The organism is Micromonospora sp. S-DT3-3-22, from assembly GCF_015354745.1.
GTDB classification, from domain to species: domain Bacteria; phylum Actinomycetota; class Actinomycetes; order Mycobacteriales; family Micromonosporaceae; genus Micromonospora; species Micromonospora wenchangensis.
Window position 1 is genome coordinate 33,148 of the sequence record NZ_JACGMO010000019.1, and the last position, 25,085, is coordinate 58,232.

The window sequence follows — 25,085 nt, forward strand, 5'->3', positions numbered from 1 at the left end:
CCGTGCCGGAAACCACCCGACGGTACGCCCCGAAGCCCCGGAAGATCGGCCGTGGCCGGGCCGTCCGGCCGCAGCATCCGCACCGCCGGCCCGGCCCGGCGCCCCCGGGGCGGCGCGACCGGAATCACACCGCCCCGGTCGCGCCGACGCCGGTCAGCCGACGTGGTCGGTCACCTCGCCGAGCCCGGAGGCGACCAGCTCGTCCCGGATCGCCGCCGCGTCGCCCTCGATGACCAGGGTCAGCGCCTCCGGGTGCAGGTGGGTGGCAGCGGCTGCCGAAACCTGCGCCACGTCGGCGGCGAGCAGCGCTTCCCGCAGTCGGGCGTGGTAGTCGTCGGGCAGGTCGTGCACGACCAGGGTGGTCAACGCGGAGGCGATCGCCCGGGGGCTCTGCAACTCGACCGAGAGCTGCCCGGCCCGCCAGGACCGGGCCACCGCCAGCTCGTCCTCGGTCACCCCGCCGGCCCGGGTACGGCTGATCTCCCCGACCGCCTCGACCAGGGCCGGCGCGGTCACCGCCGTCTGCACCCCGGAGCTGACCGCGAACCGGCCGAACCGGCGGGACGAGGCGAAGTCGCCCCGGATGCCGTACGTGTAGCCGCGTACCTCGCGGATCAGGTGGTTGAGCCGGGAGGTGAACGCCCCGCCCAGCACGGTGCCGGCGAGCGTCATCGGCACGTGGTCGGGGTGGGCGCGGTGCGGCGCGGGGTGGCCCAGCCGCAGCGTGGACTGCACCGAGCCGGGCCGGTCCACCAGGATGATCCGCCGGCCGGCGGGCAGCGGCACGTCGATCGGGCCGCCCAGTTCGGCGGGGCCGCCGCCGGTGCCGGCGAACGCCGCCACGCCCAGCGCGTCGAGGTCGAGGCGGTCCAGGTCACCGGCGACGATCAGGGTGCCGGGGCGCAGGAACCACTCGGAGTGGAAGACGGTGACGTCCTCCACGTCCAGCCCGGCCACCGAGCCGGGGTCGCCGTAGAGCGGGCGGCCCCACCGGTTGTCCGCGCCGAACAGGTCGGCGCGGAGCACCGCGTCGGCCCGGGGGCCGGGGTTGGCCCAGTCCATCCGCAGCGCGGTCGCCTCGTCGTCGCGGACCCGGCGCACGTCGTCGGGGTCGAGCCGGGGCGTCCGCACCGCCTCGGCGAGCAGCTCCACCGCCGCGCCGAGCCGGTCAACCGGCACCTGGACGCTGACCTGGAAGCTGTCCCAGTCCAGCCCGGTGGCGAGTTCGGTGCCGAGGCCCTCGACGGCCAGCGCGAACCCGGTGGCGTCCCGCTGCGCGGTGCCCTCCTCCAGCGCCTTGGCCAGCACCGCGCCGAGGCCCTCCTTGCCGACCGGTTCCCGGCCGGCACCCGCGTCGAGCAGCAGCAGCGCGACGGCGAGGGTCTGGCCGGGCAGGTGCGCGGCGACGACCCGGCCACCGGCGACGTCCCGCCGGACCACCGTCGGGAACCGGTACGGGCGGGCGGTGCCCGGACCCGGCCGGGTGGTGATCAGTGTCATCGGGTCTCCTCCGGCAGGTAGGTCAGGGTCACCCGGTCGGCCGGGGTGAGCACGTCGGCGGCCAGCTCGGCGATCTGCCCGGCGGTCACCGACAGCCAGCCGGGCAGCCGGTCGGCGGTCCTCGCCGGGTCGCCGAACTGGGTGGCGTACCTGCCGAGCGCGTCGGCCCGGCCGTCCACCGTGGACATCTGCCGCCACCAGGCGGTGCTGAGCAGCGCCTTGGCCCGGTCCAGCTCGGTGGCGGTGACCGGCACGGTGGCGAGTTCGTCGACCACCTCGGCGACCCCGGCGGCGAGCTGTTCGGCGCTCACCCCGGGGCGGGCGGTGGCGGTGGCGATCACCGGTGCCGGGGCGTGCGCCAGGTCCACCCCGTACGCCCCGACCAGGTCCGGTTGGGCGAGCCGTTCGCCGTCGGCGAGCCGCTGGTAGAGCCGGCTGCCCCGGCCGCTGCCGAGCACGGTGGCGGCCACCGTGGCCACGTCGTAGCCGGTGCTGCCGAACGGGTGGGTGCGGTGCGCGACGTAGACCCGGGCGGCCGGCACGTCGGCGGTGACCGTCTCGACGGCGGGTCGGCCGGTGCCGGCGACGGTGTGCCCGTCCGGCGCGGCGGGGATGTCACCGCGCGCCGGGATCGCCCCGAAGTACCGCTGCGCCAGCGTGAACACCTCGGCGGCGGGGGCGTCGCCGACCACGGTCAGCACGGCGTTGTCGGGCGCGTAGTAGGTCTGGTGGAACGCCTGGAAGGTGGCCAGGTCGGCGGCGTTCAGGTCGGCCATCGACCCGATCGTCGCGTGGTGGTAGGGGTGCCCCGGCGGGTAGAGCAGCGGGAGCAGCCGCAGCCAGGCGTCGCCGTACGGGACGTTCTCGTAGCGTTGCCGCCGCTCGTTCTTGACCACGTCCCGCTGGTTGTCCAGGGTCTCCTGGGTGAGCGCGGGGACCAGGCCGCCCATCCGGTCGGCCTCCAGCCACAGGGCCAGTTCCAGGTGTTCGGCCGGGACGGTCTCGAAGTAGTTGGTCCGGTCCGGGTTGGTGGTGGCGTTGAGCGAGCCACCGGCGCCCTGGATCAGTTTCATGTGTTCGGTCTTGGCGACGTTGACCGAGCCCTCGAACATCAGGTGCTCGAAGAGGTGGGCGAAGCCGGTCTGTCCCGTCGGCTCGTGCCGGGAGCCCACGTCGTACCAGAGGTTGACCGCGACCGCCGGGGCGGTGCGGTCCTCGCTCACCACCACGCGCAGGCCGTTGTCCAGTCGGGTCGTCTCGATGGGCCAGGGGTAACCGCTGTCGGGCATGACCCGACGCTATCCGATCTCCGGGGCGGGATGGCGCCGTGTCGTCGTCCGGCCGCCACGCCGACCGGCGTGGCGGCGCGGGTCTGCGCGCCCCGCCGGTCGCCGAGGGGGTGGGGGTGGCTCAGTCGGGGGGTTCGATCGGGGGGACTGTCTCGGCGGAGGTGCGGTGCTCCAGCACCGTGCCGGGGGCGGCCTGCGGATCGGCCGTCCGGAGATCCGACTCGGCGAGGATCGCCTCGGCCTGGGCCTGCGGGTCGTCGCTGCCCACCGCTGCCTCCTCGGGCAGCAGGTGGGCCCGCGACTCCACCCGTTCCTGGTCGCTCTGCTCGTGGGTTTTCATGCCCATCCCGTTACCCAGTCGGCGTCTCCGCCACGCCGGTCCCCCGGGCTTGCCGGGGAGTCGACGCCGGGGCGGGCGGCCGGGCGTCAGCGGAACGGGCCGCGCACCTCGTAGGTGATCCCACCGGCGGAGATCCCGGCCGTGCCGCGCTGGGAGGAGAAGTAGAGCCGGCTGCCGTCCGGGGAGAACGCCGGGCCGGTGATCTCCGACGAGGACTGCCCGGTGATCCGCAGGAACGGCGTCACCACCCCGGTCGGGGTGATCAGGTTGATCTCCATGTTGCCGCCGTCCTCGGCGACGTAGAGGTCACCGGAGCGGGTGCCGGTGATGTTGTCCACCCCGGTCAGCGGGGCCGTCCCGCCGGTCACCAGCGAGTCGTCGTACGCCAGGTCGATGCGCTGGCCGACCGCGTCGTACGCCCAGACCCGGTTGTCGCCCTTGGTGGTGAACCAGCAGGTGCCGTCGGCGTACCAGCAGCCCTCGCCGCCGGTGAACCGCTTCGCCCCGGCGACCTGGTTACGGGTCGCCGTCGGCGAGCCGTCCGGGTCGGGCACCCGGGCCCAGCTCACCGCGCCGCTGGTGGCGGTGCCGGCGACCAGCACCTCCAGGGTGCCGGCGGACAGGTCGCCCCAGACGGTGGGGCGGAACCGGTAGAAGCAGCCGTCGGTCTCGTCCTCGGTCAGGTAGATCACCTGGCGGGTCGGGTCGGCCGCCGCCGCCTCGTGCTTGAACCGGCCCAGCGCCGGGCGCTGCACCGCGGCGGTGCCGCCCTGCGGGTAGGTCTCGTAGACGAAGCCCCGGCTGATCTCCTCGCAGGACAGCCAGGTGCCCCACGGCGTCGCGCCACCGGCGCAGTTCTGGTTGGTCCCGGACAGGATGCGGTACGCCGAGGTGACCGTGCCGTCGGCGGCGAACCGCACCGCCGACGCGCCGCCGCTGGGGGTGATCTCGGAGTTGGAGACGTAGATCCAGCCGGTGCCGGCGGCGAAGCAGGCCCCGCCGTCGGGTGCGGCGTGCCAGGTGTACGAGGTGCCGGGCACCGTCTGCCGGGAGCGGGCGACCACCCGGCTGGTGAAGCCGGCGGGGAGCTGGATGCCGTTGCCGTCGGCGCTGCCGGGCGGCCCGTAGGGACCGGTGCCGGGTTGGGCCGGTGCGGCCGACGCGGCACCGGACCAGAGGCTGCCGGCGAAGGCGGCGGCCCCACCGGCGACGGTGGCGCGCAGGACGGTTCGACGGTCCATCGGAAACCTCCGGGGATGCGAGCGGTGCGGCCGAAGTTACCGACGGTGGCAGTGACGGAGGTGAACGTCAGGCGAGGGTTGGCCGACGGGCGGATGAGTCCTTGCCTCCGCCTCGGGTACGCTTGCCGGCGTGACACGTACGTATCCATGGTTTAGGCAGCCGGCTGCGGAGCCGGTGACCTCACCATGAGCTGACGTCACCGCGTTTCGAGCCGGCCGGGCAGGAGCCTTCGAGCTTCCTGCCCTTCTGTTTACGAGCAGCCGGCTCGACCCGGGCACCGGCCCCGGGCACGGTCGGCGGAAGGATTCCCACCGTGACGACCCCGGACAACGGGCCCACCCCGGACAACGGCGCGGTCATCGACCAACGGATCGACCGTGTCGTGCCGCTGACCACCCCCGCCCTGCTCCTGCACGAGCTGCCCCTGGACCCGCCGCTGGCCTCGGCCGTGCTGGCCGGCCGGCGCGACGTCGGCCGGGTGCTCGACCGCGCCGACGACCGCCTGCTGGTGGTGGTCGGCCCGTGCTCGGTGCACGACCCGGCGGCGGCGCTGGAGTACGCGCACCTGCTGCGTGAGGCCGCCGACCGGCACGCCGACGACCTGCTGGTGGTGATGCGGGTCTACTTCGAGAAGCCGCGTTCCACGGTCGGCTGGAAGGGCCTGATCAACGATCCGGCGCTGGACGGTTCCGGCGACGTGAACACCGGCCTGCGCACCGCGCGGGCGCTGCTGCGGGACGTGATCCGGTTGGGGCTCCCGGTGGGCTGCGAGTTCCTCGACCCGATCACCCCGCAGTACATCGCCGACACCGTGGCCTGGGGCGCGATCGGCGCCCGGACGGTGGAGAGCCAGGTGCACCGGCAGCTCGCCTCCGGCCTGTCCATGCCGATCGGCATGAAGAACCGCCCGGACGGCAGCATCGGCACCGCGGTGGACGCGATCCGGGCCGCCGAGGTGCCGCACGTCTTCCCCGGCATCGACGTCTCCGGCACCCCGGCGATCATGCACACCCGGGGCAACGCCGACGGGCACCTGGTGCTGCGCGGCGGCGGGGGCCGGCCCAACTACGACGCCGCCTCGGTGGCCGGGGCGCTGGACCTGCTCCGGGCGGCCGGGCTGCCGGAGCGGCTGGTGGTCGACGCCAGCCACGCCAACAGCGGCAAGGACCACCGCAACCAGCCGAAGGTGGCCGCCGACGTGGCCGCCCAGCTCGCCGCCGGGCAGCGCGGGATCGTCGGCATCATGCTGGAGAGTTTCCTGCTGGAGGGCCGGCAGGACCTGGACCCGACCCGGGAGCTGACCTACGGCCGGTCGGTCACCGACGCCTGCATCGGCTGGGACACCACGGCCGAGGTGCTGGAGCAGCTCGCCGTCGCGGTGCGGGCCCGCCGGGCCACCCTGCCCACCCCGGCCTGACGGGTTTGACCGTTTCGACCCCGGGTAGCAGGGCGGGGTGACCGACGACGTAGCCGCGCCCGACGACCTGCCCGGGACCGCCCAGCCGGACCTCCGGCAGCTCGACGAGCTGCTGGACGAGATCTACCACGGCCAGGAACGGCTCAGCCAGGCCGACATCTACCGCTCGGCGGTCAGCGCGGACCTGCCGGCGGAGCTGCTCACCCGGGTCGCCGCGCTCCCCGAGGGGGAGTACGCGGTGGACGAGGTGGCCGACCTGCTGGGCGGGTCGGCGGGCTGACCGGCGACGCCGGCGAGAGGAGATCGAGATGTCCGACCAGACCGAACGCCACGAACGGATGCCCGCCCTCGGCCAACCCCCCGAGGGGCGGGACACCCTGCCCGAACCGGACTTCGCCAACGAGCACGACAGGACCGCGGTCGACCGCGACGTGATCACCGGCGCGGACGCCGACGAGCGGGAGCCGGAGGCGTCGCGCGGCTGGGCGGGCGAGGACCACGGCACCACCCCCACCTGAGCGGGCGTCGACGGGTGACGGAAAGGGGCCGGCGGACACGATCCGCCGGCCCCTTCCGCCTGGTCACCGTTCGTCGTGCCGCCCGCCCTCGGCGGCCTGCTGCGCCACCGCGTACCCCATCTGGAGGAAGTCGGACGCGGCGACGGCGGTCAGCGCGGTCGCCACCAGCCGGGTCAGCCGGGGGGCCAGCACCAGGCCGCCGGTGAGCCCGGTGGCCACCCAGACGGCCAGGCAGAACGGGCAGCTGAGCAGCTCACCGATCGCGTGCCGGGTGGAGCTGCCCTGGTCCCGGACCTGTTCCATCACCTCGCCGCTGCCGATCGGACGGTCGTAGCGGGTGAACGGGGCCCGCAGCGGGCTGGTCACCGCGTCCTTGGACAGCAGCCGGCTCAGCTTGTGGGTGGCGACGGCGAGCAGCACCACGTCACCCGGGGAGGGCCGTTCGGGCACCGGCCGGCCGGTGGCCTTCACCAGCGCCGCGATGGAGGCGGTCACCCCGGCGTACGTGCCCATCGCCGCCAGGTAGCCGCCCAGCGGCCGGTGCTCGTGCGGCGCGTACGCCTGGCGCAGCCGCGCCACCTTCTGCTTCAGACCACCGTCGGTCACCGGGTCTCCTCGTTCGTCGTCGCACCGTCGGGTGCGGCGCAGCGGTCTCGTCGGGGTGGGCGGGTGGGGTCAACCTGCGGTCAGGTTCTCGGCGACCTCACGTTCGAGGTTGACGAGCGATTCGTCGGCGAGCCCGGCGTCCGCGCCGGCGGGCAGGTCCAGCCGGACCCGGGCCCCGCCGGAGTCGGCCGGGGCGACCCGCAGTTCGGCCGCGCCGTCCGGGCCGTCCCAGCGGGCCCGCAACTCGTCGTCGGAGCGGCTGCTCGGGGCCGGGCCGTCGGCCCGCAGCGCCCCGGGCAGCCAGGCGTCGATCCGTTCGGGGTCGGTGGCGGTACTGAACACCACCTCCGGCGGCGCGGACATGCCACGCTCGGCGTGCGTGCCCATCAGGCGTCCCGGAGCCGGTGCGGGTCCACCTCGCGGCCGGGGTGCCGGGCCAGGTACTCGGTCTCCAGTTCGGCGGTGCGGCGCAGGTGGTTGGCGAGCGCCGAGTCGGCGGCGTGCCGCAGCGTGTCGAGCCGGGTGCGGTGCAGGCTCTGCAACTCGCGGATCAGGTCGTCGTCGTCGAGGTCTGCCGGGTCCACCCCGAGCAGCTCGCCGTCGGTCTCGGTGACCACGGTGGCGGTCCGGTGGACGTGGTCGCCGTCCCACTCCGGCATCCGCTGCTCGGCGCTGGCGTCGCCGGAGCGGTGTACTGATTCGGTCATGTCGCCCCCTCGGGTTCGACTGGGCTGGCTGTCTAGACGGTTGCCCAGCCGCGCTGGCACCAAACCAGCGCTCCACCGACCGGCGGCGCGGCGACTACGACATCGTGTCGGAGTCGCCGGGCGCTCCCGGTACCCTCGACGGCATGAAGCGGCTCTGGACACCGGCGTGGATCGTCCGCCACGTGGCCCTGGTCGTCCTGGTCACGGGATTCCTGGCGCTGGGTTGGTGGCAGATCAGCCGGGCCGCTTCCGGTAACACCCTGAGCTGGGCGTACGCGGTGGAGTGGCCGATCTTCGCCGGTTTCGTGGTCTTCGTCTGGTGGCGGGAGGTCCGGCACGCGCTGCGCGCCCCCGCCGCAGCGCCCCCACCGGCCGGGGCGGCCCCGGCCGAGCCGGCCGCCCCCGGGCCGGGCACCCCGGCGGTACGACGTCCGGTGCGGGTCGCCCGGGTGCCGGCGACACCTGTCGACGGCGCGGACGACGCCGACCTGGCCGCGTACAACCGCTACCTGACCTGGTTGAATGCCAATCCGGGCGCGAGGCCCGGCGACTATCCCGGCTGAGGCCGGTCGGAAGGACGGACGACGGTGGGCGGAGCCCTTACCCGGTACCGCGTGATCGCCTGGATCGTGGGCGTGGCGCTGGCCGTGCTGGTGCTGATCGGCATGCCACTGAAGTACGTGTTCGACGAGCCGATCGTGGTGGCCGTCGTCGGCACCGCGCACGGCTGGCTCTACCTGCTCTACCTGGCCGCCACCTTCGACCTGGGCCGGCGGGTGGACTGGCCGCTCAAGCGGATGCTGCTGGTGATGCTCGCCGGCACGGTGCCGTTCGTGTCGTTCGTCGCGGAGCGCAAGGTGACCCGCGAGCTGGCGGCTACCGCGCCGACCCGTACCCCGGAGCCGGTCGGTCGCTGACGGCCGGGGCTGGCGCGCGGCCGGGCTCAGCGCTCCGGTCGCCAGTAGGCGGCGGTGGGTGACGGGTCGTCGGCGTCGGGGTAGCGGTGCTGCTCGCGGGCCTGGTGCAGGGCGTCGACCACCTGCTCGAACTGCTCCCGGTCGTCGCTGCTGAACAGCAGCAGCTCGGTGCCGTGGCAGTGGCCGTGCAGCTCGTGGGCCGGTGGCCGCCAGCGGTCGCCGAGCAGCACCAGCAGCACGGGCAGCAGGCACACCAGGCCCAGCGCCAGGTACGCCCCGGCGGTGAGCCGTTCCAGCCCTCCGGTGAAGCCGAGCAGGACGCCGACGCTGCCCGCCCCGACGGCGGCGCAGGTGACGACCCGGGCGGCGAGCCGGTCGTGCGGCCCACGGCCGGTACGCAGGTGGGTGAGGTCGGCGACGGCGTAGCTGCTGCGGCCGGCGGTGAACCGTTCGGTGGTCACCACGATGCCGGGCCGGGCGTAGAGCAGGGTGGTCGGTCGGGACCAGTGTGGCGGTCGGGTGCTGGCGCGGTCTGCCTGCACGGCGTCCTCCCGGGGGCGGACGGAACCGGTCGCCCACCGCCACGCCACCTGCGTACGGCGGGATTCCCGGCCGGGGCTCCATTCTGGTGCCGACCCGCCCGGGCCGCTCTCCGATTTCCGACACATCCGGCGAGCGCGACGTCCCAGCATCGCCGGCATCTGACCACCATTCCGGTTTTATCCGGCTAATACCGCGCGATCCCTGCCGGTATCCGCCTGGAACGACGAATCAGACCTTCCTCGCCTACCGCGCGGAACCCGGTCGCCGGCCGTCCGCCCCGCATCACGGGTGCCACCTGCCACAACGACCCGCCGGAGCGCTCGGCCAACATTCGCCGCTGCTTTGTCTGCGCGTCACTCCCGCCACAGGTTAGGTTGATCGGGCCGGCTCGGTACACGGCCGTCCATCCGGACGGGCCCGGGCCGGTGTCGCCGGGGGCTCAGCATCCTCCGGTGACCGGTGGGAGAGGAGTCTTCCGCTCTTGTCGTCCTTACGGATGCTGCTGCGCACCCTGGCGGTCGCCGGCCTGTCGGCCGCGTTGATCGCCCCGTCGGCGCCGGTCCGGGCCGAGCCCTCGGTCGCCGACCTCACCGCCCGGATCGAGCGCTCCTCGGCCGAGCTGGAACGGATCGTCGAGTCGTACAACAAGCTCAACGAGGAGATCAAGACGAACCAGACCACCGCGGCCGGCCTGCACGCCAGGATCGGCCCGCTGGAGGTCCAGGCCGCCCAGAGCCGGGCGGCGGTGGGCGAGATCGCGGCCACCGCGTACAAGACCGGTGGGCTACGGACGGCCGAGGCGATCCTCGACCCGGCCGGCGGCTCGCTGGTCGACCGGCTGGGCACCCTCGACCAGCTCACCCGGCACCGGCAACAGCAGATCGACGGGTACACCGCCGACCAGCGGGCGCTGCTGGACCAGAAGACCAAGCTCGACGCCACGCTCGCCAGGCAGGCCGCCCAGTCCCGGGCGCTGACCAAGACGAAGAAGCGGATCGAGCAGGATCTGGCGGAGCTCTACGAGATGCGGCGGGCGGCGTACGGTCGGGCGACCGAGGCGCCGGTGAAGAAGCCGAAGAGTGCCGCACCACCCGACACCCCCGACGCGCCGGCCGTCTCCGGCAGCGCCGGGGCCGCCGTCCGGTACGCCTACGGCGCGATCGGCAAGCCGTACGTCTGGGGGGCCGAGGGGCCCGGCGGCTACGACTGCTCCGGCCTGACGCTCGCCGCCTGGCGGTCCGCCGGCAAGCGGCTGCCGCACAACGCGGCGATGCAGTGGAACGCCACCTCCCGGGTCAGCCGTAGCGAGCTGCGCCCCGGCGACCTGGTCTTCTATTCGGGGCTGGGACACGTCGCGCTCTACGTCGGCGGCGGTCAGGTGATCGACGCGCCGAGCGCCGGGCGCAACGTGCTCAAGCGGAAGATGAACATGATGAGCATCGCCGGCTACGGCCGGGTCCGCTGACCGCAACGACAACGGCGAACGGCCGGCGTCCCCCTATCGGACGCCGGCCGTTCGCCGTCATTACTACCAGCTCAGGCCGCCTGCGGGACCACCAGCTCAGGCCGCCTGGAGGCCCTCCGCGCGGGCCAGCTCACGCAGCCGGCCGAGCGCCTGGATCTCCAGCTGCCGGATCCGCTCCCGGGACAGCGAGAACCGGGACGCGACCTCGGTCAGCGAGTGCTCCCGCCCGTCCTCCAGGCCGTACCGGGCCCGCATGATGCCGGCGGACCGGTCGTCGAGGTGGTTGAGCAGGCCCTCGATGCGCTGCCGCTCCAGCCCGGTGAGGACGATGTCCTCCGGGGACGGGGCGTCGCTGTCGGCGACCAGGTCACCGAGGTTGGTGTCGCCGTCGTCGCCGACCGGGGTGTCCAGCGACACCGTGTCCTGCGACCAGCGGACCAGCTCGTTGACCCGCTCGACGGTGACGCCGAGGGCGGCGGCGATCTGTTCCGGCTCCGGGTCGCCACCCAGCTCACGGGTGAGCTGCCGGGCCACGTTGCGCATCCGGTTGACGTCCTCGACCAGGTGCACGGGCAGCCGGACGGTGCGTTCCTGCTGCGCGATGGCCCGACTGATCGCCTGCCGGATCCACCAGGTGGCGTAGGTGGAGAACTTGTAGCCGCGCTCGTAGTCGAACTTCTCGACCGCGCGGACCAGACCGGTGTTGCCCTCCTGGATCAGGTCCAGCATGGGCATCCCGGAACGCACGTACCGGCGGGCGATCGACACGACCAGCCGCAGGTTGGCCCGGATGAAGAGATCCTTCGCCCGTTCCCCCTCGACGACCAGCCGCTCCAGGTCGTCCCGGTCGGCCCCGGCGGGGACGCGGTCCTCGCCGAGCAGGTGCTCGGCGTAGAGGCCGGCCTCGATCGCCTTGGAGAGATCGACCTCCTTGGCGGCGTCCAGCAGTGGCGTCCGGGAGATCTCGTGAAGGTAGACGCCGACCAGGTCACGCTCCTCGGCGACCTCGTCGGTTCGCATGCCGATGTTCTTGTCCACGGTGTCCACGGTCCCCTCGCTCGCGCCGGTTGCCCGGTTCCTTGCCATCCCCACGTCCATCAGCCCTCCCCCGTGCAACGCCCCTGCTGCCCGCCGGTGCTGACACCTGCACAACAGTCGAGACGGGTCGGGGATTCCATGTCGTGAGTCGAAAGTGTCACGAATGCCTGAGTACCAGCTGAAAGCCCGGTCCACGTTTGCTGTCAGCGGCCCCGGAGAGCCACCTGTCGGCCGCACGATCGCCGCTGGTCGGCACGGGTGTCGACGGGCGTACGCCGGGCCCCGCTTCATTGCGGTGCCCCGGATAAACCGCGACCCTCGTCACCGTCCGGCTGCGATCGGAGTCACTGCCAGATACGGGCCGGTGGACCGGTCGGTTCACCCGGCGGTCCTGGATTACCCCACGCCCGGAACAACAATCCGTGGCGTGGCCGACGTCCCCCCGACACGGTGTTCTGCGTCACCCCGCAGCACCCGACCGGTGGGACGGGTCAGGAGGCGAGCAGGGCGATGGCACCCCGGACGTGGTGCGCGGTCCGGGCCAGCGCGGCGCGGGCCGCGTCGACCTCGGCCCCGGACAGCAGCGAGACGAGGGCCGTCTTCAGGTCGCCGTCGGCCTCGTGCAGGGCCCGCCGGGAGACCTCCTCGGAGCAGCCGGTCGCCTCGATCAGGATGGAGATCATGCGGCCCCGCAGCTTGGCGTTGGTGGCCACCATGTCGATCATGAGGTTGGAGTAGACCCGGCCCAGCCGCACCATCACCGCCGTGGAGAAGGTGTTCAGCACCAGCTTCTGCGCGGTGCCCGCCTTCATCCGGGTCGAGCCGGTCACCACCTCGGGGCCGGTGTCGACCCCGATGACCACGTCGACCTCGGCCGCCGCCCGGACCTCCGGATTGGCGCACAGCAGCACGGTCGAGGCCCCCCGCTGCCGGGCCGCGTCGAGTGCGCCCAGGACGTACGGGGTGCGTCCGCTGGCCGCCAGCCCCACCACCAGGTCCCCGGCGGTGACGCACCCGGCGGCCTCGCCGGCCCCGGCGGCCAGGTCGTCCTCGGCGTCCTCCACGGCCTGCCACATCGCGTCCGGCCCACCGGCCAGGTGGGCGCAGAACCAGCCGCGCGGGGAGTTGAAGGTGGGGGCCAACTCGGCGGCGTCGATCACCCCGAGCCGGCCGGAGGTGCCGGCCCCGAAGTAGTGCACCCGGCGCCCGCCGCGCAGCGCGGTCACCGCGAGGTCGACGGTCACCGCGATCTCGTCCAGGACGGCGGCCACCGCCGCCGGCACCCGCCGGTCGGCGTCGTTGATCACGGTGAGCACGTCCCGGGTCGACATCAGGTCGAGGTCGGTGCTGTGCGGGTTGCGTCGTTCGGTCGGGGCACCGACCCGGACCACCGGCCGCAGGTCGACCACGCCCTCGCCGCCCCGCTGCCCCACCACGTCGTCCGGCCCGACCCGGCCGGCGGTCACGAGCGCCTCCGACTGCCGCCGACCCGGTGTGTTCGCACCGCCTCGGCGGTGACCTCCAGCGCCCGCCGGGCCCGGGTCCGGTTCCGGGCGGCCACCCCGACGAAGAGGCAGTCCACCACGGTGAGCTGGGCGATCCGGCTGGCCATCGCCCCGGACCGGTACGTCGTCTCGCGGGCGGCGGTGGTGAGGACGAAGTCGGCCCGTTCGGTGATCGGCGAGCGGGGGAAGTTGGTCAGCGCGACGGTGACCGCCCCCCGGGAGCGGGCCTGTTCGAGCACCTCGATCACGTCGGAGGTGGTGCCGCTGTGCGAGATGCCGATCGCCACGTCGCCCTTGCCGAGCAGGGCGGCGGAGGTCAGCGCGGTGTGCACGTCGGGGAAGGAGAACGCGATCCGGCCGATGCGGTGCAGCTTCTGCTGGAAGTCCGAGGCGACGAAGCCGCTCGCGCCGGCGCCGTAGACCTCGATCCGGCCGGCGCTGACGATCGCCTCCACGACCTGCTCGCAGACGGCCGGGTCGAGCTGCTCGGCGGTCTCCTCGACGGCCCGCGCGTCGTTGAAGGAGATGGTGGCGATGATCTGGGCCAGGTCGGCGCCGGGCGGGATGTCCCCACCGACCACCCGGGCGTCCGGCGGTTCGATCCGGCGGGCGGCCTCCGCGGCGAGCCGGATCCGCAACTGCGGGTAGCCGTCCATGCCGACGGACCGGCAGAACCGGATGACGGTGGCCTCGGAGGTCTCGGCGGCGGTGGCGAGGTCGGTGATGGTCCGTCGGGCGGCATCGGCCGGGTCGGCGACGACCAGTCGGGCGACCCGCTGCTCGGCGGGGGACAGCGACGGGAGCAGGCCGCTGATGTGGACGATCAGTCCACCCGGCTCGTGACTCGCGGAAATCTTCGGACTTTTCGCCACGGATGAAACTTACTTTCATGAGCCGCGAGCGTCAACCACGACCGCGCGGATCCGACAGGAAGTATCCCCCGGCCCGGGGGCGTACCGGCACAGACTCCCATTTGCGCAGCCTGACGCGCCTCCGCCGGTCCGGTGGAATCGCCTCGGTCTACGGGCGGGACTGCGCGGCGACCGGCTCCCGGGGTCCGCCGGCGGCCTCCGGGGCGGACGGGCCGGTGTCGTCCGGCGGATCATCGACGACCGGCCCCGCCTCCTCCGGCGGCAGCCAGCGCGCCAGGTGCGCCCGGATGCGCCGGGAGACCTCGTCGGGCCCGCCGCCGGCGTCGACCACCACGAAACCCGGGTACTCGGGCAGCGACCGGTAGGCAGCGTCGGCGGCGGTCAGCCAGCCCATCGTCTCGTGGTCCTCCCCCCGCCGCTCGATCCGCCGGTACGCCTCGGCCGGGTCGACGGCGAGCAGGAAGGTGACCTGCGGCGCGGGGAAGACCCGGTAACCGGCCCGGGCCAGCCGCTCCCACCGCTGCCCACCGTGCGCCCGGATGCTGGCGTACTGGCAGGCGGAGTAGCGGTCCATCACGGCGGTACGGCCGGTCACCAGGCAACTGAGCAGCGCGGCGGCGATCGCCAGCCAGCGCAGCACGGACTCCACCGCGAGCATCCCGTCCCGGCCCACCAGCAGCTGCGCGTCGGCCCGGCCGAACCGGGCGGCGAGCCGGCCCAGCCAGCGCCGGCCGCCCGCGTTGCGGTGGTAGGTGGCGGGTCGCCCGGCCGCGGTGAGCGCGGCGGCGAGCCGGTACGCCTGGGTGGTCTTGCCCGAGCCGTCGATGCCGATCAGCGCGACGCGCCGCAGTCGGGCCCCGCCGTCGGTCGCGCGCCGTGATCTGGCCACCCTGCACAGGATATCCGACCGGCGCATCTCCCCCGTCCGGTTGATGCCCGTCCGGGGCGCGGTGACCGGGACCGGCACGCCGGGCAGGTGTGGGCGGGCGGACAGCCGGGTACGCAACGTCATTTCCCACCGACCATCCACGACGGGAGAGACCAGATGGCCGAGCGCGGGGACGTCAGCCTCCTGCACACCCTCAAGCGGGTCGCCGCCGTGCTCAAGCAGAACGAGATCCCCTTCGCCCTCGGCGGCAGCTTCGCCGTCTACGCCCACGGCGGCCACTCCAGCGAGCACGACGTGGACTTCCTGCTCCCCGAGGAGCATGTCGAGCGGGCGTTGGAGGCGCTGACCGACGAGGGCTTCACCGCCGAGCGCCCGCCGGAGGACTGGCTGGTCAAGGTCTACGACGACGGTCGGATGGTCGACCTGATCCACCGGCCGGTGGAGACCCCGGTGACCCACGAGACCCTCGCCGACACCGTGGTCCGCCCGGTGGACGCCATCCACATGCCGGTGCTGTCGGCGACCCGGCTGATGGTGCACAAGCTGCTCAGCTTCTCCCAGCACTACTGCGACTTCGCCCGGGGCCTGCCCCTGGCCCGGTCGCTGCGTGAACAGATCGACTGGGAGCGGGTACGCAAGGAGACCCAGCACTCGCCGTACGCCGAAGCGTTCCTGATGCTGCTGGACCGGCTCGACGTCGTCCCGTACGGGGGCACGCCGGTGCCGTACGCCCGCATCCCCGAGGGAAGGGAGACCCCGTGACCGAGCACAGCGCCGGCCCGCCGGACGCCTACGTCGAGGCGGAGATCCAACGGCTGCTGACCGAGGACCCGGACGTCGCCGAGCAGGGGATCACCGTGGTCCACCGGGAAACAGGACTGGTCCTCACCGGCGAGGTGGAGAGCCCGCAGCGCCGGGCGGAGATCCTGCGCCGGGTGGCCGAGCGGTTCCCGGACGAGGCGATCACCAGCGACATCGGGGTGATCCGCACCCAGGCCCCGGTCCAGGTCGAGGAGCTGCCGTGAGGAGGACCCGATGATCCGGATCGCCGCGGTCGGCGACGTGCACCTGGACGCCGACGTGCTGGGCCGGTTCCGCCCGGCCCTGGAGGAGTTGCCCGACTGCGCCGACGTGCTGCTGCTCGCCGGCGACCTGACCCGGCACGGCACCGAGTCCGAGGCGCGCTGCGTCGCCGAGGAGTTCGGCGGGCTGGGGGTGCCGGTGGTCACCGTGCTGGGCAACCACGACCACCAGTGCGACCAGGTGCCGCAGGTGGTCAAGGTGCTGGAGGATGCCGGGATCACCGTGCTGGAGGGGACCGGCACGGTGCTGGAGTGCCCCGGTGGCCGGCTCGGGGTGGCCGGCGTCAAGGGCTTCGGCGGCGGGTTCGCCGGCCGGTGCGCCAGCGACTTCGGCGAGCCGGAGATGAAGTCCTTCGTCCGGACCAGCAACGAGAGCGCGGCGGCGTTGGGCGCGGCGCTGCGTGGGCTGGACTGCGACCTGCTCGTCGCGCTGACCCACTACGCCCCGGTGCCGGACACGCTGGCCGGCGAGCCGCTGGAGATCTACCCGTTCCTCGGGTCGTACCAGCTCGGTCAGGCGATCGACTCGGCGCCGACGGCGCTCGCCCTGCACGGGCACGCGCACGCCGGCAGCGAACGCGGCGTCACCCCGGGCGGGGTACGCGTACGCAACGTCGCCCACCCGGTGATCAAGCAGGCGTACAGCGTCTTCCACCTGGGAGATCAAATCGACTGAGAACCAGGTTTTCGGGTTCGGACGGCCGGGTATTCAGCAGCCATGGAGCTGATTCTCTGGATTCTCGCAGTCGTACTCGTGGTCGCCGGCATCCTCGCGCTGTTCCGCCGGCAGATCCTGTGGGGCATCGTCCTCATCGTGGTCGGCCTTCTGGTCGGCCCGGGTGGTGTCAGCATCTTCAATTGACGCCGGAACCCGCACCTGACCCGCCGGGGTCGTCGCCCCCGGAAGCTCCGTCCTCCCAGACAGGAGCCTCCGGCACCGACGACCCCGGCGCTGTGCTGTGCGGGGGTCGGCGCGGTGGGGCGGGTTTGGGACGGCGTACCCGGGAAATATCTTGACCATGGAGATAACCCGGAGCGACCGGCGGACCGGCTCGGCGCGGACCTGGTGGGTGCTGCTCGGCTTCGGCGCGGCCGTCGCGGTCGCCGCCGCGATCGGCGGGCTGGGGGTGTCCGGCACCCGCGACGAGTACGCCTCGCTCCAGCAGCCGACCTGGGCCCCGCCGGGGTGGCTGTTCGGCCCGGTCTGGACCCTGCTGTACGCGCTGATCGCGGTCGCCGGCTGGCTGGTCTGGCGGCGGGTCGGTTTCGGCCCGGCGCTCGGGGCGTGGACGGTCCAGCTGGTGCTGAACGCGATCTGGACCCCGCTGTTCTTCGGCGCGGGACGCTACGGGCTGGCCTTCGCCGAGATCGTGCTGATGTGGCTGGCGATCGCGGTGACGGTGGTCGCCTTCTGGCGGATCTCCCGGCCGGCGGCGGCCCTGCTGCTGCCCTACTGGGCCTGGGTCACCTTCGCCGCCGCGCTCAACTTCTCGATCTGGCAGCTCAACGGCTGACCGGGCACCGGGCCCGGTGCGGACCCGGTGCCCACAGGCTCAGCAGCGGGGCACGTTGGGGATGTAGCCGTCGTGGCCGGTGTAGACGTAGGCGTCGGCGATGAACCGGCCGGAGCCGATCCGGTCCCAGATCGCGCTGGTGCCGAAGGTGCCGGTGACCGTGGTGCCGCTGGTCTGGCAGCCGATGGTGACCTTGGCGCCGTCGGCGACCGTGCCGACCGACGCGTAGCCGGTGCCCGGCCCGGAGCGCACGGTCAGCGGGGAGCCGGCGGTGTCGACAGTGCCCGACCCGGTGCTGCTGGAACAGCCGTTTCCACTGGTGTACGTCTTGGTGCCCCAGTACAGGGCGAGCGTGCCGTTGAACCGGACCTTGATGTCGTCGCCGTTGAGGCGCTGCTCGTAGTGCAGGTGCGGGCCGGTGGAGCCGCCGGTGCTGCCGACCCAGCCGATCACCTTGCCGTAGCCGACCTGCTGCCCGACCGAGACGTTGAAGCCGTTGAGGTGGGCGTAGTAGGTCGTGTAGCCGCCGCCGTGGTCGATCCGGACGTACTTGCCGTAGCTCGTGCCGCCGAGGTCGGTGACCCGGTCGACGGTGCCCGGGGCGCTGGCGACCACCGGGTCGCCGAGGTCGTCGGTGCGGTTGAAGTCCACCGCGTTCGCCGGGCTGTGGTCGGACCGGGTCTGGCCGGACCAGGACTGGTTGCAGGGGAAGGGCACCTTGAACGTGGGCGCGGCCCAGGCCGGGCCGGCCGGGACCAGGCTCCCGGTGACCAGCAGGGCCGCCGCCAGCAGGCTCCACCGTCTGCGCATCGCACACCTCCGATGTCGAGATCCTTCAATACCTTGCCCCGAGGGTGGCAGATATCGCCATCGATTCCAAGCCGCGCCCACCCCTGCCGACCCCTATTCGGTGACCACGGGTGGGAGCGCACCCACCTGCGGTGAGGGGGTTTCGGGATTGTTACCGGGCCGTGTCCGGCAGGGGGTGGACCGATCGGGATGCAAGCGCTTACATGTGGGGACGACTCATCGGACCGGCGTCGGGTTCCCCCACCTGTGGGCGCGCCGGCAAGGAAGGAGAACGGCATGGCGTTTGCCAGATCACGCCAGGCTCTCGCGATCGCCGGCGTGCTGGGGCTGGCGCTCGGCGCCGCCGCCTGTGGCACCGGCAACGACAAGAAGAGCAGCAACGCGGGTTCGGCCGAATGCGCCGCATACGAGAAGTACGGTGACAACGACGGCAAGAAGGTCACGATCTACTCGTCGATCCGGGACATCGAGGCCGACCGGCTGGCCCAGTCCTGGAAGCAGTTCGAGGACTGCACCGGCATTGAGATCGACCACGAGGGCTCCGGCGAGTTCGAGGCCCAGCTCCCCGTCCGGGTGCAGGGCGGCAACGCGCCCGACCTGGCCTTCATCCCGCAGCCGGGTCTGGTCAAGCGGTTCGTCGACGGCGGCAACCTCAAGCCCGTCTCCGCCGCCACCAAGACCGAGGCCGAGGCGAACTTCTCCCCCGACTGGCTGAAGTACACCACCATCAACGGCCAGTTCTACGGCGCCCCGCTGGGCTCGAACGTCAAGTCGTTCGTCTGGTACTCGCCGAAGACCTTCAAGGAGAAGGGCTGGACGGTCCCCACCAGCTGGGACGAGCTGATCAAGCTCTCCGACACGATCGCGGCCAGCGGCACCAAGCCGTGGTGCGCCGGCATCGAGTCCGGTGACGCCACCGGCTGGCCGGCCACCGACTGGATCGAGGACGTGCTGCTGCGTACGGCCGGGCCCGAGGTCTACGACCAGTGGACCACCCACGGCATCCCGTTCAACAGCCCGCAGGTCGCCGACGCCCTCAACCGGGCCGGCACCATCCTCAAGAACGACAAGTACGTCAACGGCGGCTTCGGCGGCGTGAAGAGCATCGCCACCACCTCCTTCCAGGAGGCCGGCGTGCCGATCACCACCGGCAAGTGCGCCCTGCACCGGCAGGCGTCCTTCTACGCCAACCAGTGGCCCGAGGGCACCAAGGTGGCCGAGGACGGCGACGTCTTCGCGTTCTACTTCCCGTCGATCGACCCGGCCAAGGGCAAGCCGGTGCTGGGTGGCGGCGAGTTCGTCGCGGCCTTCACCGACCGTCCCGAGGTCCAGGCGGTGCAGACCTACCTCGCCTCCGGCGAGTACGCCAACAGCCGCGCCAAGATCGGCGACTGGGTGTCGGCGAACAAGAAGCTCGACCTGGCCAACGTCCCGAACCCGGTCGACAAGCTCTCCGTGGGCATCCTCCAGGACCCGAAGACCGTCTTCCGCTTCGACGGCTCCGACCTGATGCCGGCCGCAGTCGGCAACGGCACCTTCTGGAAGGGCATGGTCGAGTGGATCAACGGTAAGGACACCACCACGGTGCTGAACGGCATCGAGAACAGCTGGAAGTGATCTGAGACGGGTGGCCCGGTCCGCACGGTGCGGACCGGGCCACCCGTCGGATACGAACCCTTGAGAGGGAGGGTCGATGGAGTTCGACTTCGCTGAGGAACAGCCGAAGTTCCTCATGCTGATGTACGGGCTGATCGCTTTCGTCGCGGTGGTGGGCGGTCTGCTCCTGCTCCTCGACGTGGTGCCGGCCTGGTTCGCCCGCCGTCGGGAGGCGCAGCTGATCGCCGCCTCGACCGGTGGTGGCCCCCTGCCCCGCCGACGCAAGCCGAGGGAGGGCCTGTTCGCGCTCTTCTTCCTGCTGCCGACGCTGCTGCTGCTCTCCGTCGGGCTGGTGGTGCCGGCGCTGCGCACCGTGCTGCTCTCCTTCATGGACGCCGGCAGCGACAACTGGGTGGGGCTGCGCAACTACGGCTGGATGTTCTCCGAGGACTCGATCGTCCGGGTGCTGCTCAACACCCTGATCTGGGTGCTGCTGGTGCCGCTGGTGGCCACCACGTTCGGCCTGCTCTACGCCGTGATGGTGGACAAGGCCCGGTTCGAGTCCATCGCCAAGTCACTGATCTTCCTGCCGATGGCGATCTCGTTCGTCGGGGCCAGCATCATCTGGAAGTTCGTCTACGCCTACCGCAGCGAGGAGCAGGACCAGATCGGCCTGCTCAACCAGATCGTGGTCAGCCTCGGCGGCGAACCACGGCAGTGGCTGCTCGACTCACCGCTGAACACCTTCCTGCTCATCGTGATCATGGTGTGGATCCAGGCCGGTTTCGCCATGGTGGTGCTCTCCGCCGCGATCAAGGCGATCCCCGCGGACATCGTCGAGGCGGCCCGCCTCGACGGGGTCACCCCGTGGCAGATGTTCTGGCAGATCACCATGCCGAGCATCCGGCCCGCGCTGATCGTGGTCGTGGTGACCCTGTCGATCGCCACGCTGAAGGTCTTCGACATCGTCCGGACCGCCACCAACGGCAACTACGACACCAGCGTGATCGCCAACGAGATGTACAACCAGGCGTTCCGGTACGGCGAGAACGGGCAGGGCTCCGCCCTGGCGGTCTTCCTCTTCATCCTGGTGATCCCGATCGTGATCTACCAGATCCGCAACCTGCGTCAACAGCGGGAGGGCTGAGATGACCACCGCCACGCCCACCGTCGGAGCCGGGGCCCAGGCCACCGGGAAGCCGACAAGCGCCGCCGGCCGGGTCCGTAGCCGGCTCAACAGCCGTACGGCCACCCTGGTCTCGATCGTCATCGCGCTGCTCTGGACGATCCCGACGTTCGGCCTGTTCGTCTCCTCGTTCCGGCCCGAGGCCGAGATCAAGTCCACCGGGTGGTGGACCTTCTTCACCGACCCGCAGTTCACCCTGGAGAACTACCAGGACGTCCTGTTCGGCTCCTCCTCGTCGTCGGGGCAGCTGGCCAGCTACTTCATCAACTCGCTGGCCATCACCATCCCGTCGGTGCTCTTCCCGCTGGCGTTCGCCTCGCTCGCCGCGTACGCGCTGGCCTGGATCAACTTCCGGGGACGGGACTGGCTCTACATCGCGATCTTCGCGATGCAGATCGTGCCGTTGCAGATGGCCCTGGTGCCGCTGCTGAAGTTCTTCTCCACCGGGGTCACCGTGGCCGGCATCCAGCTGCTGCCGGCCTGGAACCTGGTGGACGAGCAGAAGTTCGCCCAGGTGTGGTTCGCGCACACCTGCTTCGCCCTGCCCTTCGCGGTGTTCCTGCTGCACAACTTCATCTCCCAGCTCCCCCGGGACCTGATGGAGGCGGCGCGGGTCGACGGGGCCACCCACCCCAAGATCTTCCGCACCATCGTGCTGCCGCTGATCACCCCGGCGCTGGCGGCGTTCGGCATCTTCCAGTTCCTCTGGGTCTGGAACGACCTGCTGGTCGCGCTGATCTTCGCCGGTGGCGGCAACGAGACCGCCCCGCTCACCGTGCGCCTGGCCGAGATGGCCGGCACCCGGGGCAACGAGTGGCAGCGGCTCACCGCCGGCGCGTTCGTCTCGATCGTCGTACCGCTGGTGGTGTTCCTGTCGTTGCAGCGCTTCTTCGTGCGCGGCCTGCTCGCCGGGAGCGTCAAGGGTTGACGGCCGTCCGTCGCCGCCCGGCAGCACCGGGCGGCGACGGGGGCCGGCGCGGAGCGGGGGAACGACAGCGTGACGAGGATCGACGACGTGGCCCGGCTGGCCGGGGTTTCCACGGCCACGGTCTCCCGGGCGTTACGCGGCCTGCCGACGGTGTCGGCCGCGACCCGCCGCCGGGTGCTCGCCGCCGCCGAACAGCTCCAGTACGCGGTCTCGCCGAGCGCCTCCCGGCTGGCCGGCGGCCGGACCGGCACGGTCGCCGTGGTGGTGCCCCGGATCACCAGGTGGTTCTTCGGCACCGTCGTCGAGGCGGTCGAGGAGTTCCTCCACCACGCCGGCTACGACCTGCTGCTCTACAACCTCGGCGGGCGCGAGCAGGTGCGGCAACGGGTGCTGCGCACCGCCAACCTGCACAAGCGGGTGGACGCGATCATGCTGGTCGCCACCCCGCTGCGACCGGCCGACCTGACCGCCCTGGCCGAGCTGGACCTGCCCGGCATCACGATCAGCTCGGGCAGCACCGTCCCCGGCTGGCCCTGCGTGCGGATCGACGACGTGGCGGCGGCCCGGACAGCCACCCGGCACCTGCTCGACCTGGGTCACCGGCGGATCGCCCACATCTCCGGCGACCCCGACGACGAGTTGGCCTTCACCACCCACACCGACCGTCGCCGGGGCTACCAGGAGGCGCTGCGCCGCGCCGGGCTGCACCCCGACCCCCGGCTGGACATGGAGTCGCAGTTCACCATCGACGGCGGCAACCGGGCCACCGTCGAGCTGCTGGCCCGGGGCGAACCACCGACGGCGATCTTCGCCGCCTGCGACGAGATCGCGATGGGCGCGATGACCGCGCTGCGCGACGCCGGGCTACGGGTCCCGCAGGACGTCAGCGTGATCGGCGTGGACGACCACGACCTGTCCGCCGTGCTCGGGTTGACCACCATCGCCCAACCCGCCGCCGAGCAGGGCCGGCTCGCCGCCCGGATGCTGCTCGACCCGCTGGGCGCCGCTGCCGTCGAGGCGGACGCCGACCGGGTGCCGGCCCCGCGCGGACCCGACGTGCACGGCCCCGCGCCGCGCCCGCCGGTGATCCTGCCCACTCGCCTGGTGGTACGGGAATCGACCGCCCCGCCCCGGGCAAACTGAACGGATTCGACCGCACGGCCCGACCGGCTCGACACAGGGAGAAGGCTCTGAACACCGACGCGAGGCAGCAGGAACAGTCCGTGGGCGTGGCACCCGGATGGTGGACCGAAGCCGTCATCTACCAGATCTATCCGCGTTCCTTCGCCGACTCCGACGGTGACGGCATCGGTGACCTGCCCGGCATCACCGCCCGACTCGGGCACCTGGCCGAGTTGGGTGTCGACGCCGTCTGGCTGTCCCCGTTCTACCCGTCGCCGCAGGCCGACGCGGGCTACGACGTCGCCGACTACCGCGACGTCGATCCCCTGTTCGGCAGCCTGGCCGACGCCGACAGGTTGATCGCCGAAGCCCGCACGAAGGGCCTGAAAGTCATCGTCGACCTGGTCCCCAACCACACCTCGTCGGCGCACCGGTGGTTCCGGGCCGCCGTCGCCGCCGCCCCCGGCAGCCCCGAACGGGCCCGGTACATCTTCCGCGACGGCCTCGGCCCGGACGGCGTCGAGCCGCCCAACGACTGGCAGAGCGTCTTCGGCGGCCCCGCCTGGACCCGGCTCGTCGAGCCCGACGGCCGACCCGGCCAGTGGTACCTGCACCTGTTCGACACCGCCCAGCCGGACCTCAACTGGGACAACCCGGAGATCCGCGCCGAGTTCCTCGACGTGCTCCGGTTCTGGCTGGACCGGGGCGTCGACGGTTTCCGGGTGGACGTGGCGCACGGCCTGATCAAGCAGGCCGACCTGGCCAACTGGGAGGAGCCGCAGGAGATCCTCTCCGGCAACGAGGCGGACAAGCCGCGCCCGCCGATGTGGGACCAGGACGGCGTCCACGAGGTCTACCAGGAGTGGCGGCGGGTGCTGGACTCCTACGAGGGCGACCGGATCCTCGTCGCCGAGGCGTGGGTGGAGCCGGCCGAACGGATCGCCCGCTACGTCCGCCCCGACGAGATGCACCAGGCGTTCAACTTCGAGTACCTGCTCGCCGCCTGGACGGCCCCCGCCCAGTACGCGGTGATCACCCGCTCGCTGGAGGCCACCGACGCCGTCGGCGCCCCCACCACCTGGGTGCTGTCCAACCACGACGTCATCCGGCACGCCTCCCGGATGGGGCTGTCCGCCAAGGGCGGCCGGCCCAACGGCATCGGCATCGGCGACCCCCAGCCGGACGCCGCGCTGGGCCTGCGTCGGGGTCGGGCGGCCACCCTGCTGATGCTGGCCCTGCCCGGCTCGGCCTATCTCTACCAGGGCGAGGAGTTGGGGCTGCCGGAGCACACCACACTGCCCGACGAGTCCCGGCAGGACCCGACCTGGGAGCGCAGCGGCCACACCCAGCGCGGTCGGGACGGCTGCCGGGTGCCGATCCCGTGGGAGGCCGACGCCCCGTCGTACGGCTTCGGCCCGACCGACGCCAGTTGGCTGCCGCAGCCGCCGCTGTGGGCCGAGTACGCCCTGGACCGGCAGCGGGGAGTGCCCGGCTCGACGTACGAGACGTACCGGACCGCGTTGCGGCTGCGCCGCGAGCACGCCCTCGGCCGGGGGACGCTGGAGTGGCTCTCCTCCGGCGACGAGGTGCTGAGCTTCCGCAACGGCGGGCTGACCGTGCTGACCAACTTCGGTGCGTCCGCCGTGCCGCCGCCGGCCGGGGAACTGCTGCACAGCAGCGCGCCGCTGGACGCCGACGGCCGGGTCCCCACCGACGTGACGGTCTGGGTCCGCCACTCCTGACCCGCCCCGGCACCGTCGGGCGCTTCACCCACGACGGGTGCGGCGCCCGGCGGTGCCTACGCCCGGCTGGCGCAGCGCCCGACGATGCCGGCGCTCCGGCTCCCGGTGGCGCCCGGTGGTGAGGGACGGGACCGGGCCCCCGGTACACCCGGTCGCGTCCTTTCGAGCTGATGACGTCAGCGACTCACCGGCCCGCAGGACACGTGTGCCCACCGGGACGACGTCATCGACTCACCAGCCCGCAGGACGCGCCCCCA

General features: G+C 72.5%; 29 protein-coding genes. 16 read left to right on the forward strand and 13 right to left on the reverse strand.

From position 1 onward, the window contains the following. Nucleotides 1-153 precede the first annotated feature (153 nt). The 4 genes from H1A17_RS08130 to H1A17_RS08145 form a co-directional block, all read right to left on the reverse strand. Complete coding sequence (locus tag H1A17_RS08130) at nucleotides 154-1,500, reverse strand: pitrilysin family protein (protein ID WP_194821540.1); 1,347 nt, start codon at nucleotides 1,498-1,500, stop codon at nucleotides 154-156. Next, on the reverse strand, nucleotides 1,497-2,789 hold the full coding sequence (locus tag H1A17_RS08135; RefSeq protein ID WP_145921392.1) for a pitrilysin family protein: 1,293 nt from the start codon (nucleotides 2,787-2,789) through the stop codon (nucleotides 1,497-1,499). Before H1A17_RS08135 ends, H1A17_RS08130 begins: the two co-directional genes overlap by 4 nt. A 121-nt stretch (nucleotides 2,790-2,910) precedes the next feature. After that, nucleotides 2,911-3,129: a hypothetical protein gene (locus tag H1A17_RS08140; protein WP_145921393.1), complete on the reverse strand. Its 219-nt coding sequence runs from the start codon at nucleotides 3,127-3,129 to the stop codon at nucleotides 2,911-2,913. Between the two features lie 86 nt (nucleotides 3,130-3,215). Then, entirely contained in the window at nucleotides 3,216-4,370 is a 1,155-nt protein-coding gene (locus H1A17_RS08145; RefSeq protein ID WP_194821541.1) for an alkaline phosphatase PhoX, read from the reverse strand. Nucleotides 4,371-4,684: 314 nt separating this feature from the next. Here H1A17_RS08145 and H1A17_RS08150 point away from each other — a divergent pair, with 314 nt between their 5' ends. The 3 genes from H1A17_RS08150 to H1A17_RS08160 are packed head-to-tail and all read left to right on the forward strand — an operon-like array spanning nucleotide 4,685 to nucleotide 6,306. Continuing rightward, a complete protein-coding gene (locus tag H1A17_RS08150; protein ID WP_145921395.1) occupies nucleotides 4,685-5,788 on the forward strand; it encodes a 3-deoxy-7-phosphoheptulonate synthase in 1,104 nt (367 codons plus the stop codon). Between the two features lie 37 nt (nucleotides 5,789-5,825). After that, nucleotides 5,826-6,068, forward strand: a complete 243-nt coding sequence (locus H1A17_RS08155; protein ID WP_145921396.1) for an NAD-glutamate dehydrogenase — start codon at nucleotides 5,826-5,828, stop codon at nucleotides 6,066-6,068. 28 nt (nucleotides 6,069-6,096) lie between these two features. Then, complete coding sequence (locus H1A17_RS08160) at nucleotides 6,097-6,306, forward strand: hypothetical protein (RefSeq protein WP_194821542.1); 210 nt, start codon at nucleotides 6,097-6,099, stop codon at nucleotides 6,304-6,306. Between the two features lie 63 nt (nucleotides 6,307-6,369). On the opposite strand, the gene H1A17_RS08165 is transcribed toward H1A17_RS08160, so the two are convergent. The 3 genes from H1A17_RS08165 to H1A17_RS08175 all read right to left on the reverse strand — a co-directional run bounded on the left by H1A17_RS08165 (nucleotide 6,370) and on the right by H1A17_RS08175 (nucleotide 7,619). After that, nucleotides 6,370-6,912 (reverse strand): DUF1360 domain-containing protein, encoded by a 543-nt coding sequence (locus tag H1A17_RS08165; RefSeq protein ID WP_088642719.1) that lies wholly within the window; start codon nucleotides 6,910-6,912, stop codon nucleotides 6,370-6,372. A 69-nt stretch (nucleotides 6,913-6,981) separates the two neighbouring features. Further along, nucleotides 6,982-7,299 carry a hypothetical protein gene (locus H1A17_RS08170; protein ID WP_145921398.1) on the reverse strand — a complete coding sequence of 106 codons (318 nt, stop codon included), beginning with the start codon at nucleotides 7,297-7,299 and terminating at the stop codon, nucleotides 6,982-6,984. Next, nucleotides 7,299-7,619, reverse strand: coding sequence for a DUF6158 family protein (locus tag H1A17_RS08175; RefSeq protein ID WP_145921399.1), 321 nt, complete (start codon nucleotides 7,617-7,619; stop codon nucleotides 7,299-7,301). The genes H1A17_RS08170 and H1A17_RS08175 overlap by 1 nt, the downstream gene beginning before the upstream one ends. Before the next feature lie 143 nt (nucleotides 7,620-7,762). Here H1A17_RS08175 and H1A17_RS08180 point away from each other — a divergent pair, with 143 nt between their 5' ends. Further along, entirely contained in the window at nucleotides 7,763-8,182 is a 420-nt protein-coding gene (locus H1A17_RS08180) for a hypothetical protein (protein WP_145921400.1), read from the forward strand. A 24-nt stretch (nucleotides 8,183-8,206) separates the two neighbouring features. After that, the gene (locus H1A17_RS08185; protein ID WP_145921401.1) at nucleotides 8,207-8,536 is read left to right on the forward strand and encodes a DUF3817 domain-containing protein; all 330 of its coding nucleotides are present in this window, start codon (nucleotides 8,207-8,209) and stop codon (nucleotides 8,534-8,536) included. Between the two features lie 26 nt (nucleotides 8,537-8,562). On the opposite strand, the gene H1A17_RS08190 is transcribed toward H1A17_RS08185, so the two are convergent. After that, nucleotides 8,563-9,078, reverse strand: coding sequence for a DUF6232 family protein (locus tag H1A17_RS08190; RefSeq protein ID WP_194821543.1), 516 nt, complete (start codon nucleotides 9,076-9,078; stop codon nucleotides 8,563-8,565). A gap of 482 nt (nucleotides 9,079-9,560) precedes the next feature. Here H1A17_RS08190 and H1A17_RS08195 point away from each other — a divergent pair, with 482 nt between their 5' ends. Continuing rightward, entirely contained in the window at nucleotides 9,561-10,544 is a 984-nt protein-coding gene (locus tag H1A17_RS08195) for a C40 family peptidase (protein WP_145921403.1), read from the forward strand. Nucleotides 10,545-10,640: 96 nt separating this feature from the next. On the opposite strand, the gene H1A17_RS08200 is transcribed toward H1A17_RS08195, so the two are convergent. The 4 genes from H1A17_RS08200 to H1A17_RS08215 all read right to left on the reverse strand — a co-directional run bounded on the left by H1A17_RS08200 (nucleotide 10,641) and on the right by H1A17_RS08215 (nucleotide 14,848). Next, complete coding sequence (locus H1A17_RS08200; protein WP_194821544.1) at nucleotides 10,641-11,630, reverse strand: RNA polymerase sigma factor RpoD/SigA; 990 nt, start codon at nucleotides 11,628-11,630, stop codon at nucleotides 10,641-10,643. Nucleotides 11,631-12,073: 443 nt separating this feature from the next. Next, on the reverse strand, nucleotides 12,074-13,048 hold the full coding sequence (gene murQ / locus H1A17_RS08205; protein WP_370516925.1) for an N-acetylmuramic acid 6-phosphate etherase: 975 nt from the start codon (nucleotides 13,046-13,048) through the stop codon (nucleotides 12,074-12,076). Beyond that, nucleotides 13,045-13,959, reverse strand: a complete 915-nt coding sequence (locus H1A17_RS08210) for a MurR/RpiR family transcriptional regulator (protein WP_145921405.1) — start codon at nucleotides 13,957-13,959, stop codon at nucleotides 13,045-13,047. The genes murQ and H1A17_RS08210 overlap by 4 nt, the downstream gene beginning before the upstream one ends. A 148-nt stretch (nucleotides 13,960-14,107) precedes the next feature. Then, nucleotides 14,108-14,848: a thymidylate kinase gene (locus tag H1A17_RS08215; RefSeq protein ID WP_194821545.1), complete on the reverse strand. Its 741-nt coding sequence runs from the start codon at nucleotides 14,846-14,848 to the stop codon at nucleotides 14,108-14,110. A 156-nt stretch (nucleotides 14,849-15,004) separates the two neighbouring features. On the opposite strand from H1A17_RS08215, the gene H1A17_RS08220 reads away from it, so the two are divergent. The 5 genes from H1A17_RS08220 (at nucleotide 15,005) to H1A17_RS08240 (ending at nucleotide 17,444) form a co-directional block, all read left to right on the forward strand. Beyond that, the gene (locus H1A17_RS08220) at nucleotides 15,005-15,610 is read left to right on the forward strand and encodes a nucleotidyltransferase (protein WP_088642727.1); all 606 of its coding nucleotides are present in this window, start codon (nucleotides 15,005-15,007) and stop codon (nucleotides 15,608-15,610) included. Continuing rightward, the gene (locus H1A17_RS08225; RefSeq protein ID WP_088642728.1) at nucleotides 15,607-15,873 is read left to right on the forward strand and encodes a hypothetical protein; all 267 of its coding nucleotides are present in this window, start codon (nucleotides 15,607-15,609) and stop codon (nucleotides 15,871-15,873) included. The genes H1A17_RS08220 and H1A17_RS08225 overlap by 4 nt, the downstream gene beginning before the upstream one ends. Nucleotides 15,874-15,883: 10 nt before the next feature. Further along, the gene (locus H1A17_RS08230; protein WP_145921406.1) at nucleotides 15,884-16,606 is read left to right on the forward strand and encodes a metallophosphoesterase; all 723 of its coding nucleotides are present in this window, start codon (nucleotides 15,884-15,886) and stop codon (nucleotides 16,604-16,606) included. Between the two features lie 42 nt (nucleotides 16,607-16,648). Further along, nucleotides 16,649-16,792: a GPGG-motif small membrane protein gene (locus H1A17_RS08235; RefSeq protein ID WP_007464364.1), complete on the forward strand. Its 144-nt coding sequence runs from the start codon at nucleotides 16,649-16,651 to the stop codon at nucleotides 16,790-16,792. 157 nt (nucleotides 16,793-16,949) lie between these two features. Further along, a complete protein-coding gene (locus H1A17_RS08240; RefSeq protein WP_145921407.1) occupies nucleotides 16,950-17,444 on the forward strand; it encodes a TspO/MBR family protein in 495 nt (164 codons plus the stop codon). A gap of 39 nt (nucleotides 17,445-17,483) precedes the next feature. Here H1A17_RS08240 and H1A17_RS08245 read toward each other — a convergent pair whose 3' ends face one another. Continuing rightward, nucleotides 17,484-18,254: a M23 family metallopeptidase gene (locus H1A17_RS08245; RefSeq protein ID WP_194821546.1), complete on the reverse strand. Its 771-nt coding sequence runs from the start codon at nucleotides 18,252-18,254 to the stop codon at nucleotides 17,484-17,486. Between the two features lie 276 nt (nucleotides 18,255-18,530). On the opposite strand from H1A17_RS08245, the gene H1A17_RS08250 reads away from it, so the two are divergent. From H1A17_RS08250 to H1A17_RS08270, 5 genes are all read left to right on the forward strand, one after another. Next, nucleotides 18,531-19,871 carry an ABC transporter substrate-binding protein gene (locus tag H1A17_RS08250; RefSeq protein WP_145921409.1) on the forward strand — a complete coding sequence of 447 codons (1,341 nt, stop codon included), beginning with the start codon at nucleotides 18,531-18,533 and terminating at the stop codon, nucleotides 19,869-19,871. Between the two features lie 76 nt (nucleotides 19,872-19,947). After that, a complete protein-coding gene (locus tag H1A17_RS08255; protein ID WP_145921410.1) occupies nucleotides 19,948-20,997 on the forward strand; it encodes a carbohydrate ABC transporter permease in 1,050 nt (349 codons plus the stop codon). Nucleotide 20,998: 1 nt separating this feature from the next. Continuing rightward, on the forward strand, nucleotides 20,999-21,964 hold the full coding sequence (locus H1A17_RS08260) for a carbohydrate ABC transporter permease (RefSeq protein WP_145921411.1): 966 nt from the start codon (nucleotides 20,999-21,001) through the stop codon (nucleotides 21,962-21,964). A 69-nt stretch (nucleotides 21,965-22,033) separates the two neighbouring features. Beyond that, nucleotides 22,034-23,107, forward strand: coding sequence for a LacI family DNA-binding transcriptional regulator (locus H1A17_RS08265; RefSeq protein ID WP_145921412.1), 1,074 nt, complete (start codon nucleotides 22,034-22,036; stop codon nucleotides 23,105-23,107). Nucleotides 23,108-23,154: 47 nt separating this feature from the next. Next, nucleotides 23,155-24,828, forward strand: a complete 1,674-nt coding sequence (locus H1A17_RS08270) for a glycoside hydrolase family 13 protein (protein WP_228543147.1) — start codon at nucleotides 23,155-23,157, stop codon at nucleotides 24,826-24,828. The last annotated feature ends 257 nt before the right edge of the window (nucleotides 24,829-25,085 follow it).

Coding starts and splice junctions, on each gene's coding strand:
- H1A17_RS08130 (WP_194821540.1), bottom strand. CDS start 1,500: ATGACACTGATCACCACCCGGCCGGGTCCGGGCACCGCCCGCCCGTAC.
- H1A17_RS08135 (WP_145921392.1), bottom strand. CDS start 2,789: ATGCCCGACAGCGGTTACCCCTGGCCCATCGAGACGACCCGACTGGAC.
- H1A17_RS08140 (WP_145921393.1), bottom strand. CDS start 3,129: ATGAAAACCCACGAGCAGAGCGACCAGGAACGGGTGGAGTCGCGGGCC.
- H1A17_RS08145 (WP_194821541.1), bottom strand. CDS start 4,370: ATGGACCGTCGAACCGTCCTGCGCGCCACCGTCGCCGGTGGGGCCGCC.
- H1A17_RS08160 (WP_194821542.1), top strand. CDS start 6,097: ATGTCCGACCAGACCGAACGCCACGAACGGATGCCCGCCCTCGGCCAA.
- H1A17_RS08170 (WP_145921398.1), bottom strand. CDS start 7,299: ATGGGCACGCACGCCGAGCGTGGCATGTCCGCGCCGCCGGAGGTGGTG.
- H1A17_RS08175 (WP_145921399.1), bottom strand. CDS start 7,619: ATGACCGAATCAGTACACCGCTCCGGCGACGCCAGCGCCGAGCAGCGG.
- H1A17_RS08180 (WP_145921400.1), top strand. CDS start 7,763: ATGAAGCGGCTCTGGACACCGGCGTGGATCGTCCGCCACGTGGCCCTG.
- H1A17_RS08200 (WP_194821544.1), bottom strand. CDS start 11,630: ATGGCAAGGAACCGGGCAACCGGCGCGAGCGAGGGGACCGTGGACACC.
- H1A17_RS08220 (WP_088642727.1), top strand. CDS start 15,005: ATGGCCGAGCGCGGGGACGTCAGCCTCCTGCACACCCTCAAGCGGGTC.
- H1A17_RS08230 (WP_145921406.1), top strand. CDS start 15,884: ATGATCCGGATCGCCGCGGTCGGCGACGTGCACCTGGACGCCGACGTG.
- H1A17_RS08235 (WP_007464364.1), top strand. CDS start 16,649: ATGGAGCTGATTCTCTGGATTCTCGCAGTCGTACTCGTGGTCGCCGGC.
- H1A17_RS08240 (WP_145921407.1), top strand. CDS start 16,950: ATGGAGATAACCCGGAGCGACCGGCGGACCGGCTCGGCGCGGACCTGG.
- H1A17_RS08245 (WP_194821546.1), bottom strand. CDS start 18,254: ATGCGCAGACGGTGGAGCCTGCTGGCGGCGGCCCTGCTGGTCACCGGG.
- H1A17_RS08250 (WP_145921409.1), top strand. CDS start 18,531: ATGGCGTTTGCCAGATCACGCCAGGCTCTCGCGATCGCCGGCGTGCTG.
- H1A17_RS08255 (WP_145921410.1), top strand. CDS start 19,948: ATGGAGTTCGACTTCGCTGAGGAACAGCCGAAGTTCCTCATGCTGATG.
- H1A17_RS08260 (WP_145921411.1), top strand. CDS start 20,999: ATGACCACCGCCACGCCCACCGTCGGAGCCGGGGCCCAGGCCACCGGG.